Annotated in this window: 17 protein-coding genes; 9 read left to right on the top strand and 8 right to left on the bottom strand. The window is 45.4% G+C overall.

What is annotated here, in order from left to right; genetic code table 11:
* Positions 1-136 precede the first annotated feature (136 nt).
* The gene (locus tag G6047_RS16400) at positions 137-1,714 is read left to right on the top strand and encodes a Na+/H+ antiporter (RefSeq protein WP_169528704.1); all 1,578 of its coding nucleotides are present in this window, start codon (positions 137-139) and stop codon (positions 1,712-1,714) included.
* Positions 1,715-1,751: 37 nt separating this feature from the next.
* Here the strand turns inward: G6047_RS16400 and G6047_RS16395 are convergent, their stop codons facing one another.
* A complete protein-coding gene (locus G6047_RS16395) occupies positions 1,752-2,102 on the bottom strand; it encodes a hypothetical protein (RefSeq protein WP_169528703.1) in 351 nt (116 codons plus the stop codon).
* Between the two features lie 71 nt (positions 2,103-2,173).
* Positions 2,174-3,403: a cation:dicarboxylate symporter family transporter gene (locus tag G6047_RS16390; protein WP_169528702.1), complete on the bottom strand. Its 1,230-nt coding sequence runs from the start codon at positions 3,401-3,403 to the stop codon at positions 2,174-2,176.
* Between the two features lie 182 nt (positions 3,404-3,585).
* Here G6047_RS16390 and G6047_RS16385 point away from each other — a divergent pair, with 182 nt between their 5' ends.
* Positions 3,586-4,101 (top strand): DinB family protein, encoded by a 516-nt coding sequence (locus tag G6047_RS16385; protein ID WP_169528701.1) that lies wholly within the window; start codon positions 3,586-3,588, stop codon positions 4,099-4,101.
* Here G6047_RS16385 and G6047_RS16380 read toward each other — a convergent pair.
* The 4 genes from G6047_RS16380 to G6047_RS16365 all read right to left on the bottom strand — a co-directional run bounded on the left by G6047_RS16380 (position 4,082) and on the right by G6047_RS16365 (position 8,774).
* Positions 4,082-4,681 carry a hypothetical protein gene (locus G6047_RS16380; RefSeq protein ID WP_235946577.1) on the bottom strand — a complete coding sequence of 200 codons (600 nt, stop codon included), beginning with the start codon at positions 4,679-4,681 and terminating at the stop codon, positions 4,082-4,084. The two genes, G6047_RS16385 and G6047_RS16380, sit on opposite strands and share 20 nt — an antisense overlap.
* 126 nt (positions 4,682-4,807) lie before the next feature.
* Positions 4,808-6,871, bottom strand: a complete 2,064-nt coding sequence (locus tag G6047_RS16375) for a TonB-dependent receptor (protein ID WP_169528700.1) — start codon at positions 6,869-6,871, stop codon at positions 4,808-4,810.
* Positions 6,872-6,893: 22 nt separating this feature from the next.
* Complete coding sequence (locus G6047_RS16370) at positions 6,894-7,487, bottom strand: dihydrofolate reductase family protein (protein ID WP_169528699.1); 594 nt, start codon at positions 7,485-7,487, stop codon at positions 6,894-6,896.
* A gap of 12 nt (positions 7,488-7,499) precedes the next feature.
* Positions 7,500-8,774, bottom strand: coding sequence for a PQQ-dependent sugar dehydrogenase (locus tag G6047_RS16365; RefSeq protein ID WP_169528698.1), 1,275 nt, complete (start codon positions 8,772-8,774; stop codon positions 7,500-7,502).
* A 172-nt stretch (positions 8,775-8,946) separates the two neighbouring features.
* On the opposite strand from G6047_RS16365, the gene hpt reads away from it, so the two are divergent.
* The 4 genes from hpt to obgE all read left to right on the top strand — a co-directional run bounded on the left by hpt (position 8,947) and on the right by obgE (position 12,844).
* Positions 8,947-9,504 carry a hypoxanthine phosphoribosyltransferase gene (hpt, locus tag G6047_RS16360; protein WP_169528774.1) on the top strand — a complete coding sequence of 186 codons (558 nt, stop codon included), beginning with the start codon at positions 8,947-8,949 and terminating at the stop codon, positions 9,502-9,504.
* Between the two features lie 92 nt (positions 9,505-9,596).
* Positions 9,597-10,169 (top strand): adenylate kinase, encoded by a 573-nt coding sequence (locus tag G6047_RS16355; RefSeq protein WP_169528697.1) that lies wholly within the window; start codon positions 9,597-9,599, stop codon positions 10,167-10,169.
* Between the two features lie 161 nt (positions 10,170-10,330).
* On the top strand, positions 10,331-11,608 hold the full coding sequence (locus G6047_RS16350) for a hemolysin family protein (RefSeq protein WP_169528696.1): 1,278 nt from the start codon (positions 10,331-10,333) through the stop codon (positions 11,606-11,608).
* Positions 11,609-11,827: 219 nt separating this feature from the next.
* Positions 11,828-12,844, top strand: coding sequence for a GTPase ObgE (obgE, locus tag G6047_RS16345; RefSeq protein ID WP_169528695.1), 1,017 nt, complete (start codon positions 11,828-11,830; stop codon positions 12,842-12,844).
* 95 nt (positions 12,845-12,939) lie between these two features.
* On the opposite strand, the gene G6047_RS16340 is transcribed toward obgE, so the two are convergent.
* Entirely contained in the window at positions 12,940-13,128 is a 189-nt protein-coding gene (locus G6047_RS16340) for a hypothetical protein (protein ID WP_169528694.1), read from the bottom strand.
* 106 nt (positions 13,129-13,234) lie between these two features.
* Here G6047_RS16340 and G6047_RS16335 point away from each other — a divergent pair, with 106 nt between their 5' ends.
* From G6047_RS16335 to G6047_RS16325, 3 genes are all read left to right on the top strand, one after another.
* Positions 13,235-13,585, top strand: coding sequence for a helix-turn-helix transcriptional regulator (locus tag G6047_RS16335; protein ID WP_169528693.1), 351 nt, complete (start codon positions 13,235-13,237; stop codon positions 13,583-13,585).
* Between the two features lie 6 nt (positions 13,586-13,591).
* Positions 13,592-14,065, top strand: coding sequence for a hypothetical protein (locus G6047_RS16330; protein ID WP_169528692.1), 474 nt, complete (start codon positions 13,592-13,594; stop codon positions 14,063-14,065).
* 176 nt (positions 14,066-14,241) lie between these two features.
* Positions 14,242-16,386 (top strand): S46 family peptidase, encoded by a 2,145-nt coding sequence (locus G6047_RS16325; protein ID WP_169528691.1) that lies wholly within the window; start codon positions 14,242-14,244, stop codon positions 16,384-16,386.
* Positions 16,387-16,446: 60 nt separating this feature from the next.
* On the opposite strand, the gene G6047_RS16320 is transcribed toward G6047_RS16325, so the two are convergent.
* Positions 16,447-19,755, bottom strand: coding sequence for a GEVED domain-containing protein (locus tag G6047_RS16320; RefSeq protein WP_449404257.1), 3,309 nt, complete (start codon positions 19,753-19,755; stop codon positions 16,447-16,449).
* Positions 19,756-19,877: the final 122 nt, after the last annotated feature.

Below are 19,877 nucleotides of genomic sequence, written 5' to 3'. Positions count from 1 at the left end.
ATTTGGTTTTTGACAATTTAACTTGTCAAAGAAATTTTGTCAATGGGATTTGAAAGAAATGGATCAACGAACTGATTCCGGATATTTTATTTTTTCGGAAAAATCGTATTTTTAAAAACCTTCCAAAACACTATCGATGCTGCATAATTTTCCTTTTTTCCTGATACTCGCCATTGGGATTGTGTTTCTCATTATGATTGCCCGAAAGGTCAACGTAGCCTATCCCGTGGTTTTGGTACTTGCCGGGCTTGGGGTGAGTTTTATTCCGGGTATACCTAAGATGACGCTCGATCCCGAACTCATTTTTATCATTTTCCTGCCGCCATTGCTATACGAAGCCGCGTGGTCCATTTCGTGGAAGGAACTCTGGCGCTGGCGTCGCATCATAAGCAGTTTCGCTTTTGTCGTTGTTTTTTTTACGGCTTTTTCGGTAGCGCTTATTTCAAATTATATCATTCCCGGATTTTCGTTGGCACTTGGGTTTTTGCTTGGCGGAATCGTCTCGCCGCCTGATGCCGTCAGTGCCGGTGCCATCATGAAATTCGTCAAGGTTCCCAAGCGCATGTCATCTATCCTTGAAGGTGAAAGCCTGCTCAATGACGCCTCTTCGCTTATCGTTTTCCGGTTTGCATTGGTCGCCGTCGCCACAGGTCAGTTCATCTGGTATAAGGCGGCATTAAATTTTTCGTGGATGGTCATCGGAGGAATAGGCGTCGGGTTATTGATTGGATTTGTATTTATGAAAATGCATAAATATTTACCTACCGATGCCAACATCGATACGGTCCTGAGCCTCGTCACGCCTTACCTTATATATATAGCTGCAGAAGAAGTCGGAAGCTCCGGTGTTCTGGCTGTTGTCAGTGGCGGATTGTTATTGTCGAACAATCGGCACAAATTCATGAACAGTACCTCGCGATTACGCGGATTCAACGTTTGGGAAAGTCTCGCATTTTTAATGAATGGTTTTGTATTTATGCTGATAGGTCTCGAATTGCCTGAGATTCGCACAGGCCTGGAAAACGAAGGGGTAAGCCTGAATTCCGCGATTGTTTACGGATTGATTGTGACCGGACTTTTAATCGTGAGTAGGATATTCTCATTTATGTGTGCCGTTGGTGTTACGCTTGTGGCCCGTAATTATATAGAAGTGGCTGATAGGAATAGTCCCGGAATCCGGGGGCCTTTTATTTTAGGTTGGGCCGGAATGCGGGGCGTGGTGTCATTGGCGGCGGCGCTTTCCATTCCGATAACACTCGAAAACGGTGAGGTTTTTCCGCACCGAAACCTAATCCTTTTTATAACTTTTGTGGTAATCCTGCTCACTTTGGTCACGCAGGGATTGACGCTTCCGTGGATAATCGGGAAATTGCACGTTCCGGATCCCGATCATACCGCGACAAAAGAAGAGGAAGAAAAACTGCTGAACCAACAGCTTTCCAAATACAGTCTGTCTTACGTACAATCGCATTATGCCGATGAACTCAAACGCCAACCAATCATAAAACAAATGGCTATCAAATGGGAAGCGGCGGCTTCTGAAGACGATGCCTTACTCAATCCGGAATGCCTCAAAGTCTATCGGGCCATATTGGCCGAACAACGAAAATGGCTGCTGGATAAGAATAAGCAAGAAGTGCTTTTGGACGAAGACATGATACGCCAGCATTTGCATCGGATAGATCTTGAGGAAGAAAAACTTCGGTACGCCTGAAAATAAAAAACCGCAACCTGTTCGATTGCGCCTGAAATCAATGCCTTCCATGGCCTTTGTGCGGATGGGCCTTTTTGTATTTTACTCTGTGGACTTTGTAAGGAGAATGTCCGTGGTAATCGTTGATGATGAGGGTACGTCCGCGCCGGAAATCGTAATTGCGATACACGACCGGTAAATTTCGTGACCGGATCCAGTTGCCGCGATTGACATAAATATATTCGGTCGTGCCAATGTCATAATAGGTATTGATGTCCGGCAGATAATAATATTGGACACCGACAGGAGTAGGAGGCGCCCAAAACGGAGCAGAAATGTTTACATTGACGGAAACTTGTCCAAAAGTTGTTGCCGTAGCAAAGACAAGTATCAAAAGAAACTTTTTCATAATGATTGGATTTTAGTTGCAGGCCGCTTGCCAACAACGTTGCCAGAAAGGTTTCTTTATTTTGTCAAATATTACATGATTTCCATGCCGTCGGTTTCCGGATGGATGAATTCGCCTTCGTTTTTTGAAATGACGATCGTCGCCACACCGTTCCCGATGAAATTCGTAATGGCCCTGGCTTCACTCATGAATTTATCCACGCCTAACAGGAACGCCAGGCCTTCGATGGGAATTTTATGGATTGCGGTCAGTGTGGATGCCAATACGATAAACCCGCTTCCCGTGACGCCTGCCGCACCTTTCGATGTCAGCATCAGTAAACCAATGATGGTTATGATTTCGCCCCAACTCAGCTGCACGTTATACAATTGGGCCAGGAAAATCACGGCCATCGACAGGTAAATCGATGTGCCATCAAGATTGAATGAATAACCGGTCGGGACAACAAGCCCCACGACACTTTTGGAGCAACCCATTTTTTCGAGCTTTTCCATCAGGTTCGGCAATGCGGCTTCGGACGACGAGGTCCCGAGCACGATAAGCAATTCCGCTTTGATGTATCCGAGGAATTTCCACAGGCTCATTTTATAATAACGCATGATCGCTCCTAAAACAATGAACAGGAAAATCGCCATAGTGACATACATCGTCAGCATCAATTTGCCCAACGGTAAAAGTGTTTCCAATCCGAATTTACCAACCGTAAAAGCCATGCCTCCAAAAGCACCCAAAGGAGCCAGGTACATGACGAATTTAAGCGCCCTGAAGACGTATTTCGAAACTACATACAAGACATCCACGGCCTGTTGCCTTCGTGAAGAATAATTGAGCAGTATCCCGATAATGATGGCCGTGATCAAAACCTGGAGTGTAATATTGTTCAGGAAAAACTGCAGCCAGCTGAAATCTTCCCCTTTTTTGGCGAATTCAGATGCATCTCCAATAGCGAGCCCCGATTTATCGATGTGGCCGGGTTTTATGATCAACGCTGCCGCAACACCAATACCAAGGGCGAAGGTGATTACTACCTCAAAATAAATAAGTGCCTTCAAACCGATGCGCCCGACTTTTTTCAAATCGCCTATCCCGCTGATCCCCAAAACGATTGTCAGGAAAATAATCGGCCCGATGAAAATTTTGATCAGGTCTACGAAATACTTGCCGATGATTTCCATCTTCATTCCCGTTTTTGGGTCGAGATGGCCGAGCGCTGCCCCGCAAACTATCGCAATGAATACCCAAAACGTCAGGTTCGTAAAGATGCGATAAGCAAGGGTTGGAGCAGGAATCTGGTTTTTCATAGTGACGGCAAGATATTAAATCAGGACACTGACAAAATTGTTGTGACAAAATATTTTGTCACCACAATTTTGTCACAAGGTTTTGACACATCACTCTTTTGGATGAAAAATGTCGCGAAAAATCACTGTATCGACCTTTATATGTTTATAATTTCTAACTTAGGGAAACAATAGATACCTGAATGAAAAGAGACGAATTGCTCAGCCAGATCCAGCCTACGTTTATCCAGCTTCGTGAAGTGTCCGATGCATTACGCGACCAGTTCAACCGGCCGCCATCTTACGGAGGCTGGACGCCGGGACAAGCGGTGCGCCATATACAAATGTTCACGGGAGGAATGGTTCGCCTTATTACATCGGACAGCGATGAGAAACGCGAGCCTGAAAATGAAAAGGTGAAGCAGTTGGTTTCGATTTTTCTCGATCCGGACAATAAATTCGATGCGCCGGAATTCATCGTGCCTGAAAACAAAGCATTCGATATAGAGCGGTTCCATTCGTATTTCGCTGATTTTTCGTCTCAATTGCAGGCTGCGACACAAGGGAATGATTTGTCATACATCTGCAAAGGCTTTGAAATTCCGGGATTAGGCCCGATGACCCGGCTCGAATTCGTCGCTTTTACCGTTTTCCATACGCAACGTCACATTCGTCAGCTCGAACGGATGATTGTCGATTTCAACGCTTCAACTTTTTAAGCAATTCCCTCGCAGCGGCTTTGTAAGCAGCGGAATGATGTGGAAAATCTTTTTCAAGGATGGTTCCGAGTTCCGGGTAAATCCAGTCGAAATCTTTCCCTGTCAGGAATAAGGCGCGCATGGCATAGGCTTTCATGGCAACTTTTCCGTCAGATATAAGCCAGTCGAAACACGCTTCCGAAATATGCTGCAGTTGTTCCTTTGAGGCAAATACAGTTTGGTTTTTCCCAAAATGGCGTTCGCAAATAAACAGGCAGATTTTTGAAATGGATCGCAAGGCACTGTCGTTTTCAAAATACGGGAGCGACTGGCAGAATTCATCGAGATAAGGTTCGATCAGGCTTATTTTCTGATTGAGCACCAATTCCATGATCCAGCACGCCTTGAAATGGAAATCGCTTTTGGTGTCGAGTGCACAAAAGAAAAGTTGCGGGAATAAAGCCTCGTCCGCAAGCACAGAATTCGCAATCCGATCGCGTATAGGCCTGTGTGCCGTGCTGTGTTCTATTTCATAAACGAGGTTCACACGACTAAAATAGAAAAAGGCCGGCAAAACGCCAGCCTGATCCACAGTTTCCATTTGTTAGTGAAAATATTTCGATGGGCTTTCGCCTGGATTCGTCATCGTTTCGACGGGAACAAATTTAGGTTGCGGGGCCGTGGGTTCGTTACATCAATTTTTTTCAACATTGTAAGATTCCGGGCACTAAAATAATCCGTTGAACGTAAATCCGCCGTAGAAACTGATTGGATTTGCGGGGTAAAAGGAACGCGGTGAGCCGGTTGGGGGTGTCGTGGCATTGGGTAGAATCATTCCTGCGTAATTTTTGTCGGTAATATTGTTTGCACCTGCATAAAGCTGGATCGAAGCTTTTTCATTCAATGCCCAATTGTAACCTGCTTTTGCATTTATGGTTTGAAAGGATCTGTTGTAAGCGGAATTCGCATCGTCAAGCAGCATCTTATCCACATATTGAAATTCACCCGAAACATAGAATCTGCGCAAATCCCATCGTAAACCTGCATTGGTTTTGAACGATGGAACGCCGGGCAATCTGTTCCCGCTTCTGTCATTTCCGCGGTCGAAGAATTCCTTGAACCTGTATTCGCCAAAATTTCCGTTGACGAAGGGATGTAACGAACTGCGCGAAGTCAACCTCCACACATATTCCACAGACCATTCGATGCCTTTGTGGATGCTTTCGCCTGCATTGACGCCGACATATTGGTCATCGCCCACGCGTTGCGCCACCAAAAGATTTTTGATGTTCATTTGATACAGCGCGATTTCAACAAACAGTTTCCGGCCAAAGGCCTGTATGCGCGACCCAACTTCAACATTGTAGCCGCTTTCCGGTTTGATGTCCGGATTTATGGTTCCGTCTGCATTGAGCGTTTCTTCTATGGCCGGCATCGAAAATCCGCGACTGACCGATGCGTACAGTGTTGAGAAATCGGTCGGCGTAAACAAAACGGAAATATTCGGCGACCAAATGGCATCGTACTCATAAGACTGATCCGATCTTTCCTCAGAAGGAAACAGATTCTCCAGTTCAAATTTGGTTTTGTTGAGGTTCAGGCCGGCCTGGATTTCAAGTTTTTTCATCGGCTGATACCGCAATTGGGCAAACACGTTTACGATTTGTCGTTGTTGCGAAGCTTCGGCGATTTTGTCTCCGCGAAGGCTTCCGTTCCCGTTGTTTTGCTGATACAGGTTTTCCAGATTGCGTGATCCGAACCCATCTTTGAAAAATTCCGCTCCGGCTAAAAAACGGATTTTTGGCTGATTGAATAAAGAACCTGAAAATTGTGTGTGTGCGCCATATCCGTTTGTGTTTTGAAGCAAAATATCGAACGGCCGCGGTTCGTCGCTTTGTTTGTGGTTGAAGAAAGCAGAAGTTGAATTGCTGACGTTTCCAATCTTGAAATCATACGCCAATCCCGCCAAGTAAGAATCGTAAGCTTCATAACCTTTTGCCGCTTTCCACGTCGCTGCGGCTGCTTTGGGGTTGTTATCCAAAGTGTTTTTGTCGACCGAACTTGGGATATAGGATTTCATTTTGGTGAAATTTCCAAAGTACGTCAACTTTGCATTTTGTCTTCGGAATAATTCCCCTGCCAACGTAACGCCTTCCCGTTTATAAGAAGAATTCTCGCGCCAGCCGTCGCTTTCAAGCCGGTGATACGAAATGTTGACCGATGCTTTTTCAGAATCGAACCCGTAAGCCATCGAATTTTTATAGGTCCCGAAAGACCCGCCGGTTGTTGAAAGGCGAACGGAATTTCCCGGCGCAGCCTGGAGCATCGGCCGAATCAGGATCGCTCCGCCCAAACCGGCTCCGTAAACGCTCGATAATGGCCCTTTGATGACTTCGACACCTGAGATGTTCTCTACGTCAATGTCTTCGATAGTCGTTTCGCTGTCGCCGGATGTCAATGGAATGTTGCCGTAAAAGCCGCGGATCTTGTTGGTTCCGTAAGGTGTCCGTGCGCCTATTCCGCGAATGGTGATACGATTGGTATTGAAACTTCCCGATTGCATCTGGACGCCGGCGATTCGGTTCATGGCCGTCGCAATTTCCGTTTGGTTGTTCGCCTGCAAATCTGCTTTCGAAATGGTTCCGATGGCCGCCGGAGCTTTCATCAGGCTGTCGCTTATGTGGAAACCGGAAATCACGACTTCGCGCAATTGCTGTTTGGAAAGGGTATCGGTTTGCGCAAAAAGTGCCGACGTGATCAGCATCGGCACAAAGAGTAAAAGTTTATTCATTAAAGTTTTTCCTGATTTGCGGCTATACGGTTACATCTCCAGTATTGATGTTTCCCGCCCGTTTGTAATTGGCCAAAATTACACCTTTTGTCGTGACAGTGCTTTGCGTGAGGTCGAATGCGGAAGGATTGGAATTGTCGTCAAACAACTTTTTGCCTTTTCCGAGAATTATGGGATATATCTTGAGCCGGATTTCGTCGACGAGTTTGTGTTCGAGCAATAAATGGATGAGTTCGCTGCTGCCCCAAACCTGTATGTCTCGGCCCGGTTCGGTCTTTAGTTTTTCAATCGATGAAACAGCATCAATAAAATTTGAATTCTTCCAATCGGAAGTTTTACGCGTCGATGAAAAAACATATTTGTTGCCTTCATTGATTCCGGGCCAGAAATCAGAATGTTCGGGCCAGTAGTTTTCCCAGATTTCGAATGTTTTCCTGCCTAAAAGGTAATCGGCGGGTTTTAATTCTTCCATCATGGCTTTGTTGAATTCCTCATCGCCGAACGGTGCCGTCCAACCACCATATTGGAATCCGTTTGACTCGTCTTCTTTCGGACCGCCCGGAGCCTGCAATACGCCATCGAGCGAAATCATCGACAATACAATTATTTTTCTCATGATTGGAATAATTTATTTAGTGTAAGATACTTTCCACAGTGTATTTCCGGCGTCATCATTGACCAGAAGCGATCCGTCGTTCATCACCGTAACATCAACAGGACGGCCATAAACATTCGATTTATTGGCATCGGCGACAAAGCCCGTGAGAAAATCTTCTGGCTTGCCCGATGGTTTTCCATCTTTGAAAGGAACGAAAACCACTTTGTAACCGGTAAGCGTCGAACTGTTCCAGCTCCCGTGTTGACCCACGAAAGCGCCGTTGCGATACTTTTCCGGGAATTTGTCCGAAGTATAAAAAGCGATTCCAAGTGATGCAGTATGTGGCCCGACGGGAACATCCGGGACAATTGCTTTGGCAACCAATTCTTTTGCCTGGCCTTTTAACCTTGGGTCTTCGATCTGTCCGAAGTAGGAGTAAGGCCAGCCGTAGAATCCACCTTGTTTGACACTGGTAATGTAATCCGGAACGAGTCCGTCACCCAGATTGTCGCGTTCGTTCACCGCTGTCCAAAGTTCGTTGCTGACCGGATTCCAATCCATCCCGACCGGATTGCGCAGGCCGCTCGCGTAGATTTTTTCACCGCTTCCGTCCGGATTGATCTCAAGGATGTTGGCGCGGCGGTTTTCATTCTCGATTCCATGTTCGGCCACATTGCTTCCGGAACCGACCGAAACATAGATTTTGGTTCCGTCTGCGTTTGCGATAAGGTTTCGCGTCCAATGATTGTTGTATCCGCCGGCGGGCAAATCCAGTATTTTTTTACCTTTTCCTTCGAGTTTCAATGCCGACGGATTGTAATCGTACACATAAACCCCATCTGTATTGGCAATGTAAAACTGGTTTTTGAGAACCAAAACACCGTACGGTTTGTCGAGTCCTTTTATATAGACTTCGCGGGTTTTGTATTTACCGCTTTTGTCTGTGTCGCGCAAAATCGTGATCTGATCCGCACTAAAAGCAGTTCCGCTTTCGACGACAAAAATATCCCCGTTGGGCGCGATTACGGTATTTCTCGGGTTTTTTAAACCGGATGCGAATTTGGTGACGGTGAATCCGGATGGAGCCGTCGGGCCTTTACCATCAGGCCAGTCTTTCATGCTGTTTCTGTTTGTGGTCGATTTTGTGGCATAAGGTGCAGGAAGCGTATAATAGCCGATCGCTGTTTTTACGGTGGTTTCACCTGAGGCGGCCGCAGCTTTTTTTTCTTCTTTCGAAACCTGTCCATTGCACGATAAGAACACGGCAGAAAGTAGGGTAAATGCACAGATAATACAACTTTTCATTTGATTGTCATTTAGATGAACTTCAAGTTAGGCATTCTGTAAAACAGGGCTTTCACGACTTCTGAAATATTAAAAGATATTTAACAATAGACTAAAAAGCGTAATTTGTGTATATTAGCTTGGAACAACAGCCTGCATTTACCGATATTTGCAGCTTTATTCATTGCCGCAGGTGATACAACTTCACGACAAAACTTTCGAACCTTTCATTTCTTCAGATGAAATCGGGTTCGCGCTTGCCGAAATGGCAAAACACATTGAAGACGATTTTCAGGACGAAGTGCCCGTTTTCATTGGGATTCTGAACGGATCATTCATGGTTTTGAGCGATTTGCTCAAGCAGTATAAATTTATGTGCGAGGTTGAATTCCTAAAGTTGTCTTCATATGAAGGCACGGAATCTTCAGGCAAAGTCAATGAACTCATCGGCACATCCAAAAGCTTTGAAGGCAGGAGCGTGATCGTTGTGGAAGACATCGTCGATACCGGAAACACCGTCGAAAAGCTCAAGGCTATTTTCAAATCGCATAACGTCAAAAGCTTCAAGGTCGCCACGCTTTTTCTCAAGCCTGATGTCTATAAAAAAGACATCAAACTCGATTACGTCGGCATTCGCATCCCGGACAAATTCATTGTAGGTTACGGACTTGATTACGACGGTCTGGGAAGAAATCTTGTCGATGTGTACCAACTAGCCCCCCAACTCCCAAAGGGGGAGTTTCCAAGCTAGCTGGAATAGTTGATTTTCATTTTTCGAAAATCTGAAAATCTGCCAATCCAAAAATCCAAATATCCAACAATCCAATATCCAACAATCCCAAAATGACCAACATAGTTCTCTTCGGAAAACCAGGCGCCGGCAAAGGCACACAAGCTGAATTCCTCAAAGAAAAATACAATTTAGTCCATTTATCAACTGGCGATATTTTTCGCTACAATATGAAGAATGACACGGAACTCGGTAAATTGGCCAAAAGCTATATCAGCGCCGGAAATCTTGTCCCGGATGAGGTGACGACGAAAATGGTCATCGATTCTGTAAATGCAAACCCGGAAGCCAATGGGTTTTTATTTGACGGCTATCCGCGTAATCTTTCACAGGCCGAAGCTTTGGACGCTTTTCTTGAGTCTAAAAATATGAATGTCGCTGCTACGGTTGCGCTTGAAGCAGATGACGAAGTACTGGTGAACCGAATCCTTGAAAGAGGTAAGATTTCGCAGCGTCCGGATGATCTTGACGAAGCGACAATCCGCAACAGATATGTGGTTTACAACAATGAAACGGCACCCTTGGTCGCATTTTACAAACAGCAGGGAAAATTCCATGCGGTTGATGGCATTGGTGAAATCTCGGAGATTACCGGGCGGTTGAGTGCGGTGATCGATAATTTGTAGCAGAAACCTGCTGCCCGCTGCAACTCCTCGCGTCCGTGATGGGTTTTGCAGCCTGCCTTCAAAGCTTCCGTTGGTCGCTTTGCTTTCAGGGCAAAAACATATCACGGACACTGCGGGGTTTGTGCTTGCATCAGGGCTAGGCTTCCGACTAAAAACAAACTATGGAACTTTTAATAATCTTATTTCTAATCCTTCTCAACGGCGTGTTTTCGATGAGTGAGATCGCGCTCATATCGGCACGCAAGAACCGTCTGGAATCGGCAGCCAAAAAAGGCAATGCCAGTGCACAGACCGCACTCGACCTGGCCAATTCGCCGAATAAATTTTTATCGACAGTCCAGATTGGGATTACGCTCATCGGTATTCTGACAGGTATTTATTCCGGCGACAAAATCACCAGCGATGTACAACTTTTTGTGGAACGGTTCGAATCGTTGAAGCCGTATTCGGATAATATTGCAGTGGGTGTCGTTGTAGTTGTGCTTACGTTTTTCTCTTTGGTTCTGGGAGAATTATTGCCAAAACGCATCGGCCTGAATTATCCGGAGAAAATTGCCAAAATGGTCGCCATTCCAATGAAATGGATTTCGGTCATCACGGCGCCTTTTATCTGGTTGCTCACCATTTCCACCGAGGCTTTGCTTAAAATCTTCATGATCAAGCCATCGGCCGAAGGAAAAGTGACCGAAGAAGAAATCAAGGCCATCATCAAAGAAGGTACAGAAGGAGGCGAAGTCCAGGAAATAGAGCAGGACATTATGGAGCGTGTGTTCCATATTGGCGACAGGAAGGTCAATTCGTTAATGACACACAGAAAATCTGTCGTGTTCCTTCCGGTTAATGCAGATAAAAACCATGTGCGTGAATTGATGCTGCGCGAACTGCATTCAGTCTATCCGGTTTACGGTGAGAATTTCGATGATATTGTTGGTGTAGTCAACCTCAAAAGTATTTTCGCCCATTTCGAGCAGGAGAATTTCACCATCCCGACTATCATGACCGAAGCGCCTTTTATCATGGAGCAGACGACGGCATACAACGCGCTTGAAAATTTCAAAAAAAGCGGCGTCCATTACGCTTTTGTGGCCGATGAATACGGTGTCTTTCAGGGAATCATTACATTGAATGATATTCTCGAGGCTCTTGTTGGGGATGCATCTGATTTCTATAAAGAAGATTTCCAGCTTGCGGAACGCGAAGACGGTTCGTGGCTTGTGGACGGACATTATCCGCTTCACGATTTCCTTACCTACTTCGAACTCGATGAGCTTATAAACGATTATGAAGTGACCACGGTTTCCGGCCTTATCATGACCGAATTATCGCGTATCCCAAAACAGGGCGAAAAACTCCATTGGCAGAATTTCGAACTCGAAGTGATTGACATGGATGGGGTAAAGATTGATAAAGTGATGGTGAAGAACCTTAAAGAGGATTAATAATTAACAATTAACGATTAATAATTAGTAATTGCAGTTTTTGAGTGAAACTGCTTTTCTCTTTTGAAGCTTTAGTCTGGTTCAAACCTCGGAATTAAATCATGCAGATAATTAATAACCCTTAATACCAAATAATTTATAAGCGATACAAGATAATTGAAAGTCATTTTAACAGCATCTCAATTATTAATTGTTCATTATTAATTATTAATTAAAAAAATGACCGAAGGAAATTTCGTCGATTACGTCAAAATATACGTTGCATCCGGAAAAGGAGGCAAAGGCTCATCCCATTTACACCGCGAGAAATTCATTGAAAAAGGTGGCCCGGACGGAGGTGATGGCGGTCGCGGCGGTCATGTGTATCTGGTCGGGAACAAAGGATTATGGACGTTGTTCCATTTGAAATTCGCTAAACACGTCAAAGCCGGTCACGGAGGTGATGGTGGCTCATCGCGAAGCACAGGCCATGACGGAGAAGATATGTTCATCCCGGTTCCGCTTGGAACTGTGGTCCGCGATAAGGATTCGAATGAAATCCTGTTTGAAATTACCGAAGACGGGGAGAAGAAAATAATAGCACAAGGTGGAAAAGGCGGATTGGGCAACTGGCATTTCCGGTCGTCCACGAACCAGACGCCAAGATATGCACAACCCGGAATGGCTGGTGAAGAAGCAGATATCGTCCTCGAATTGAAAGTACTTGCCGATGTAGGTTTGGTCGGTTTTCCGAATGCAGGAAAATCTACGCTTTTATCGGTCCTGACATCAGCAAAGCCAAAAATCGCCGATTATCCGTTTACCACATTAAAACCGAATTTGGGAATCGTCGCGTATCGTAATTTTCAGTCTTTTGTTATCGCTGACATCCCCGGAATCATAGAAGGCGCGGCTGAAGGCAAAGGCCTCGGGCACTATTTCCTAAGACACATAGAACGAAATTCTACACTGTTGTTCTTGGTTCCTGCCGATGCAAAAGACATTAAGGAAGAATACGGAATTTTGCTTAACGAGCTTGAAAAGTACAATCCGGAAATGTTGGACAAAGATCGTTTCTTGGTTATTTCAAAGTCTGATATGCTTGATGAGGAACTTAAAGCCGAGATGGAAAAGGATTTGAGAAAATCATTGAAAGGTGTGCCGTTTATGTTCATTTCGTCTGTGGCGCAACAAGGCTTGACGGAATTGAAGGATAAACTTTGGGCAATGCTTAACACAGCCGACAATCCTTCATAAATTTACAAACGTTATTCGCGTAATCCCCGTTCCCCAAACAAAAAGCCCTGCGCATGGCAGGGCGGTGGTATTTGCATTCACAGGGCCCATTGTATTTATTTTTTTGACGAGAAATCTGCTATTAAACGCTCGCGCGATTCGATGATCAGCGTCATGGCTATTATGGCCTTGTCGTCGTTCCTCATGAATCTCATTTTGGCCGCATCCGGATTTATGCCCAACATCAAGCCAAGCGTACTATAGTCGCCGTAACGGATTTTCTTTTTCAGTTGTTCTAATGTCATAACAAACGAAAATAGCGTACTTTTACTCGAGGTGCAAACAAATATATAACACTATTCTATATAATTCAATCTTTAGTCTAAAAAAATAGAATACTGAGTGGTATTTATGGCGGATACAAAACCAATACAGCGTGTCAGGAACATCATATCGCACCTTGGGATTTCGGTCAGTGCGTTTGAAAAAGCAACCGGTATGTCGAACAATTCCATACAGACAGCGCTCAAACGCAACTCAAATCTCAAAGACGACACCTTGAACAGTATTCTAAAGGCTTATCCGGATATTTCTGCAGAATGGCTGCTGACCGGGAATGGTTCTATGCTCAAAAAAGAAAATAAGGATGCGTTATCACTCAATGAATCACCTGATGCTTACGGCGATTCGAAGTATTTGATCGAACTTCAGAAAGAATATATCGAAAGGCTTAAGCAAGAGATTGACGGATTAAAAAAGTAGATAACTATGCTATTTCGAAATACGGTTTTTATCCTTTTCTTTTTCCTGATGGGATTCTCATGCCTTACTGCACAACAGGTCATCGATTCTCAACGCGCCAACGAATTGGGTCTCGGAATGGAAATACTTGATACAAAATACAAAAGCGCCCTTCACGAAAAGCCGGAAAAAGCAGTTTTCAAAACAGAAGAGGAACAACAAAAACTTACAAAAGCCTATACTGATTTTTTACAGCAGATAGGTGCTTTTCTATCTTCACATCAATTTCATTGGGATACACAAGTGCGCGGTTTCAACCGGATTTACATAAAGCCTGACGGTAGCGTGGATTATTTTATCTACAGATTACCCGATGATTTACCGGTACAAAAGAAACTTGAATTCGAAAAGTTGTTGAGCCAATTCCTCACCGATCATAAATTCCCTGTTTCTTCGCCGGTTCCGTTTGCGCAATGCAGTTCTACGGTTTGGTCGAACTGACGCAAATTCTTTTCTGGATTAGCTTTTATCTTTCGTCATTCATCTTTCATACAATATCTTCCGATCTTCCGAACCTTGATCTTCCGAACTTTATTACCTTAGCGCCGCTTTAAAAATGTAACGATTTCAATCGATTGCAGACTTACGGCACAAGTAACTAAACTAAATCCAGATTAATGAAAAAAATCCTCCTGATCGCGCTTCTTGCCCTTTCGGCCTTTCCGATGCGCGCCGACGAAGGCATGTGGTTCCTGATGTTCATTGAACGTTTGAATCACCGCGACATGCAAAAAATGGGTCTTCAGCTTACTTCTGAAGAAATCTACAGTATCAACCATCACAGTCTTAAAGACGCTGTCGTTCAGTTCAACGGCGGATGTACGGCAGAAATCGTTTCCAAAGATGGGCTTGTGCTGACTAACCATCACTGCGGATACGACGCGATAGCAGAACTTTCCACAGCCGAACAAAACTACCTCAAAAACGGTTTCTGGGCTGCCGATCGTTCCAAAGAGATGAAGCCTGAATCACTTTACGTTCGTTTTTTTGTACGGATGGACGATGTAACCAAACGCATCCTTGCGAAATTGAACCCGAACATGACCGAAGCCGAGCGCGAAAAAGCCGTGCAGCAGGAATCGGAACTGATCCAGAAAGAAAACAGCGAAGGCGGGAAATATGTGGTTTCCGTACGTCCGTTCTTTCAGGGCAATGAATATTATTATTTCGTCTATCAGGATTATAAAGATGTGCGTTTGGTAGGAACTCCGCCGGAAAGCCTTGGTAAATTCGGGGGAGATACCGATAACTGGGAATGGCCACGTCACACGGCTGACTTTTCAATGTTCCGCGTGTACGCCGATAAAGATGGAAATCCCGCAGATTATTCACCGAACAATGTCCCACTCCAACCAAAACATCATTTGCCCGTAAGCCTTAAAGGGGTACAGGAAAATGATTTTGCGATGATTTTGGGTTATCCGGGGCGTACGAACCGTTGGATGCCGGCACAGGGAATCGAGCAGAACATCAAGTTTTCATATCCTGCCTGGGTCGAAGGGGCCAAAACCGGAATGGACCAGATGAAAAAGTATATGGATAAAGATGCATCGGTCCGTTTGATGTACGCTTCAAAATATGCACAGACAGCAAACTACTGGAAAAACCGCCAGGGAATGATTGACGCGTTGACCAAGCATAAAACCGTTGCAGCCAAGACCGATCAGGAAAATAAGTTCGACAAATGGGCACAGAAACCGGAAAACAAAGCTAAGTACGGAACGGTTATCGCGAATATCAATAAGTTCTATGCGCTGACGAACGAGAAGTCGCGTCATGATAACTACCTGCAGCAATTGTTCCGCACCACATCTTTCGGAACATCATACAACACATTGGGCAGAGGTCTGGAAGCTTACGTTGCAGCCGACGAAGCCAAGCGCAAAGAAATGTATCCCCAAATCATGGCTTCGGTAGAAAGCATGTTCAAGGAAATTTATCTTCCTGCCGAAAAAGATTTACTTGCCGCTCAACTCAAATTGTATTCGACGAAAGCTACGGGTTATGCCATAGCGCCTGTCGTTGCCCAGATTTCAAGTGAGAATAATGGCGATTTTACCAAGTATGCTTCAGAAGCTATCGATAAAAGCACGGTGACATCGGTAGAAAAAATCAAAGCTTTCCTCGATGCGCCGTCTGCCGAAAAATTGCAGAACGACCCATTGCTGCAGCTTTCAAAAGGTTTGATTACACATTTCAGTGCAAAATCTGACGAACTTACCAAAGCCCAGAACGATTATGGTGTGGCTTTTCGTTTACTTGTCGAAGGACTTCGTGACTCTAAAATAGGGACTATCCAATATCCGGATGCAAACTCTACACTTCGCTTAACTTACGGTAAAGTCCGCGCGCTTCCTAAAGATGCCCGCAATGATGCCAAGATCAACGATTACACGACTATGGAAGGCATGGTGAAAAAGTACAAAGCCGGTGACGAGGAATTCGACCTGCCGTCTAAAGTACTTGAAATGAACAAGGCGAAAGATTATGGCCGTTATGCCGACAAAAAAGGCTACATGCCTGTAAACTTCCTCACGGATAACGACATCACAGGAGGAAATTCAGGTTCGCCTGTCCTTAACGGAAAAGGTGAGCTTATCGGGATCGCTTTCGATGGAAACATAGAAGCGATGGCCGGTGACGTGATCTTCGATAAGGATCTGCAACGTACCATCAACGTCGATATCCGCTACGTACTTTGGTGCATAGACAAATTGGCAGGTGCCAAGCATATTGTTGACGAGATGGACATCGTTCAATAATCTGGTACAATCATTAAACAAAACTCCGCCGGAAACAGCGGAGTTTTTTTATGGGGTACTTCATTGCCGATTGAGCAATTTCCGTCCAAAAGAATCTCCGTTTTTCATAGTCACGGCAGCCATGTAAGTCGCCTGTGCAAAAGGAAAATCCCAGGATTGGTGAAACGAATCTGATATCGGCAACAACGTATGCAACAATTTTCCGGTCATGTCATACAACCGGATGTTTTCAACTTCTGAATTCGATTGGAAATACAAATGTTGGTTCGAGACATAGATGATGCTTTGATCTTCGAGCGATTGATGCAGCGCCAGTGAATTTTGCGTATATCTGAGGACGAATCTGTCATCGACACGACCGTTTTCAAGTGTAAAAGTGTAAGCAGATTGTTTGATGTCATGGATTACATTGGCCCATTTGTCTTCTATGTAAATAGTGATCTGATCGAAAAACGGATCGAACCGGTCAATCCCAATGCTATATGTTCCGCCCACAGGACAATTCACGCCAAGCGGAACCTGGTCTTCAATGTCAAATGGCAACGGACGCCCCTGTATTACCAGTTTATCGTCTGGAATCAAAGAATAAAAAGACAATGAAGCACCTTCGTTCTTTCGGCCATCGAGCGCGCGGTCATAACCCAAAGTCGCGCCATTGGCATATCCCACAAGGGTTTGGCAAAACGAATTGTTTTCTCCATTCATATTGAGCCAGATGCGATGCTTGACAGTTCCTATGGGTTGTTCCAATTCATCCTCGTTGATTGCCGATGTCCGGAAAAAAGCATTGTTGCCCGTGCCAGTCCGCATGCTGTTGTTGAACTGTACATTTCCGGTAGGCAATAAGCTTCTCACAAAAAACGATTGGCCAGATGCAATGGTTCCGGTTGGAGCCGGGCCGCCCGTAGAAGCAATCGTGGAAACAGGTCCGAGTAAATTCCATGAAGCATAATCGGCATCGGTGTAATTGATTACGAAGTCATTGTAGAACGGATCCGGGTAAGCTGTACTCGGCGGTGAATTATGTGTCCACAAATAAATGGTTCCGTCTATTGCGGTCACATTTTGCGGATACATAAGCAACGATGCCGCACTTAATCCGCTCGGATACGGATTTCCAATCAGGTTCCATTTGTCGAAAGTAGTCAAAGCACCCATGGTTCCATGAGCAACAGGAGCGGTCATAGGGCCGTTGTTTGGTGTTCCGATAAAAGTCCCGGTATAAGCCGTTGTCGTCGATGGATTCGTGGAATAGGTCTGGGGTGCGCGTACAATGTATCCTTTTGCAGGATTCATCACAGTTGCGGCACTTTCCTGTTGCCATGTTCCTGTTCCGCCTCCAACGAACGGTTGCCAGCTGTAATATTTATCTGATAACGTCAGGGGCGAAAGCGAACCTAACGTGAAATTCGAGGCTAACGTCATTGGCGAATTCCAGTACGTATAATCATATCGGTACATAGGCCGTGTAATGCGTTGCAAATTCGCGATTCCGCTGTTGGCTGAATTGTTTACCTGAAGGAGATTTGCCGAATCGTATATGTTGAAAGTTCCTCCGGTGATGACATTCACTTCATTGGTAATCGTAAGATTGTTGTTTGATTGCAGATTCAAAATACCACCGTTTTCTACACGGACGCTGTATGCATAGGCATTGAAACCTGAACCCGAAATGATACACGGATTGGCCACGTTCGGAACCCTTACGCATTGCGCAGCTGTCGGAACGCCAGTCGGTGTCCAGTTAGCTGCCGTATTCCAGTTGGAACTGACCGAGCCGTTCCAGATTTTTCCGTTGTCTACGTTGACGGTGGTTTCATCTACTTCGGTCAAAGTCGCTCCATTGCAAAGTGCATAGGTGACACGCGCCGTATAAGTTGTTGTGGCAGTTGGACAAACCGTAATCGTATCGGTATTTCCAACCACGGGCCCGGATGTTCCCGAACCTTGGAACCACGTTATACTTGTGATTGGTGTTCCCGATGGGCGGAATCTCCAGGCTTCATTCGTGACGGCCCAATCCGGGCTCAAGCCGTTGCGGTTCGGCGCTACCGTAGCTGTATTTCCGGCGGCATTCTGTATTCCGACTATGGCATTTCCGTTATTCCAGGAAGCACAGACTGTTTTTTGTTGGATATACACATCGATGATATTCGTGTTTTCGTATAGTACTATCATTCCTGTATAAAGCTGTGAATTGCAGGTGGTGGAATACATTGGGATGTCTTTCCACGATGCCACCAGGGCGCGGCAACCTGTATTCAGAGTGATCAATTCCCATCCGACCTCACCGCCAATGCTCGGGTCAATGTCATGATAGACTCCAAAAATGGAATTTCGAAACAATGAGGTATTTGGAAGGTTTGTATTGAAACTCCACGCGGAACTGCCGCCGGCCGTATTATTTACCTGATCGAAAGACACCACGCCGTTGGAACTGATAAGACAGCTGTTATAGGTGTTTCCGTAAAAGCAGAAATTAAACGGCAGGTTGATAACCGGCGACCATACATCATCATCGTCGACGCTCACCGCATTCTTAAGGCACCCGAACTGGTACGGAGGTTCGTAAAGTATGGATTCTACCGTGTAACTCGTTGTTTGTCCCAACTGTAAATAGGTCGCTTCGAGATCGACGCAGCCGGACGTTGTACAGTCTATCGGAACAGGATCGTTTCCACTAAGTCCAAGTCCGCCGGAAATCACAGAAGGGCAGGCGAGTGTCGTAGTGCCAAGGCTATTCCCGATACCACAACTCGGAATGAGTAACGAAACCGGTCCGGTCCACAAACCCTGGCCGGTAGCGCCTCCGCAATTGGATCGTACCCAAACATAATACGTTACGCCAAGGCTAAGGCCGGAAATGTTTGCCGAAACCACTCCGGCTGCAGTTGAACCTAAAGGCGTGGTTCCTGCAGTTGGCGCTATTGGAGAAGTGCTGTAATAATACTGATAACCTGAAGCCGGGGCAGGAGAAGCCGCTGTCCAGCTCAGTGTCGCCGTTCCTGAGCCGGTAATTGTGGCGATCAGGGTAGAGGGAATTCCGGAACAAGGCGGAGGAGTAACAACGGTAAATGTATAATCTTCGGTTTCGCCGTACAGGATCGTTCCGCATGGCAAAGGAGCTGTAGATAAAGCGTCGGCACGGACACGCATCCTGTAATTTCCGGGCAGTGCGGCTGCAGGAACCATAAAAGTTCCTGTAGCGTTGGTGAGATAAGCACCTGACGAGTACAATTGTTCACCGGCATCGTAGAAGTCGTTGTCGTTGTTCCAATCGATCCAAACCCCAAATCCAAACGTACTCGCATTGTTGAAATTCGCAACAAAATTTACCGAGCCACCGGCAATCTGGCTTGCAGCGTACACGGTAAAATCGCCATAGCCATTCGCCGAAAATCCCGAAGCGACATTGCTGATATTATTGATTCCGCCATTCGTACTGAAGTTGTCAATCTGATAACCGGTATATGTCGATAGTGCCGGACACG

This window comes from Flavobacterium silvaticum (assembly GCF_012911565.1).
GTDB classification, from domain to species: Bacteria; Bacteroidota; Bacteroidia; order Flavobacteriales; family Flavobacteriaceae; genus Flavobacterium; species Flavobacterium silvaticum.
Note: the sequence above shows the minus strand (reverse complement) of the source record. Positions and strands in the feature narration are given on the sequence as shown.

Coding starts and splice junctions, on each gene's coding strand:
- G6047_RS16400 (WP_169528704.1), top strand. CDS start 137: ATGCTGCATAATTTTCCTTTTTTCCTGATACTCGCCATTGGGATTGTG.
- G6047_RS16395 (WP_169528703.1), bottom strand. CDS start 2,102: ATGAAAAAGTTTCTTTTGATACTTGTCTTTGCTACGGCAACAACTTTT.
- G6047_RS16390 (WP_169528702.1), bottom strand. CDS start 3,403: ATGAAAAACCAGATTCCTGCTCCAACCCTTGCTTATCGCATCTTTACG.
- G6047_RS16385 (WP_169528701.1), top strand. CDS start 3,586: ATGAAAAGAGACGAATTGCTCAGCCAGATCCAGCCTACGTTTATCCAG.
- G6047_RS16380 (WP_235946577.1), bottom strand. CDS start 4,681: ATGGAAACTGTGGATCAGGCTGGCGTTTTGCCGGCCTTTTTCTATTTT.
- G6047_RS16375 (WP_169528700.1), bottom strand. CDS start 6,871: ATGAATAAACTTTTACTCTTTGTGCCGATGCTGATCACGTCGGCACTT.
- G6047_RS16370 (WP_169528699.1), bottom strand. CDS start 7,487: ATGAGAAAAATAATTGTATTGTCGATGATTTCGCTCGATGGCGTATTG.
- G6047_RS16365 (WP_169528698.1), bottom strand. CDS start 8,774: ATGAAAAGTTGTATTATCTGTGCATTTACCCTACTTTCTGCCGTGTTC.
- G6047_RS16355 (WP_169528697.1), top strand. CDS start 9,597: ATGACCAACATAGTTCTCTTCGGAAAACCAGGCGCCGGCAAAGGCACA.
- G6047_RS16350 (WP_169528696.1), top strand. CDS start 10,331: ATGGAACTTTTAATAATCTTATTTCTAATCCTTCTCAACGGCGTGTTT.
- obgE (WP_169528695.1), top strand. CDS start 11,828: ATGACCGAAGGAAATTTCGTCGATTACGTCAAAATATACGTTGCATCC.
- G6047_RS16340 (WP_169528694.1), bottom strand. CDS start 13,128: ATGACATTAGAACAACTGAAAAAGAAAATCCGTTACGGCGACTATAGT.
- G6047_RS16335 (WP_169528693.1), top strand. CDS start 13,235: ATGGCGGATACAAAACCAATACAGCGTGTCAGGAACATCATATCGCAC.
- G6047_RS16330 (WP_169528692.1), top strand. CDS start 13,592: ATGCTATTTCGAAATACGGTTTTTATCCTTTTCTTTTTCCTGATGGGA.
- G6047_RS16325 (WP_169528691.1), top strand. CDS start 14,242: ATGAAAAAAATCCTCCTGATCGCGCTTCTTGCCCTTTCGGCCTTTCCG.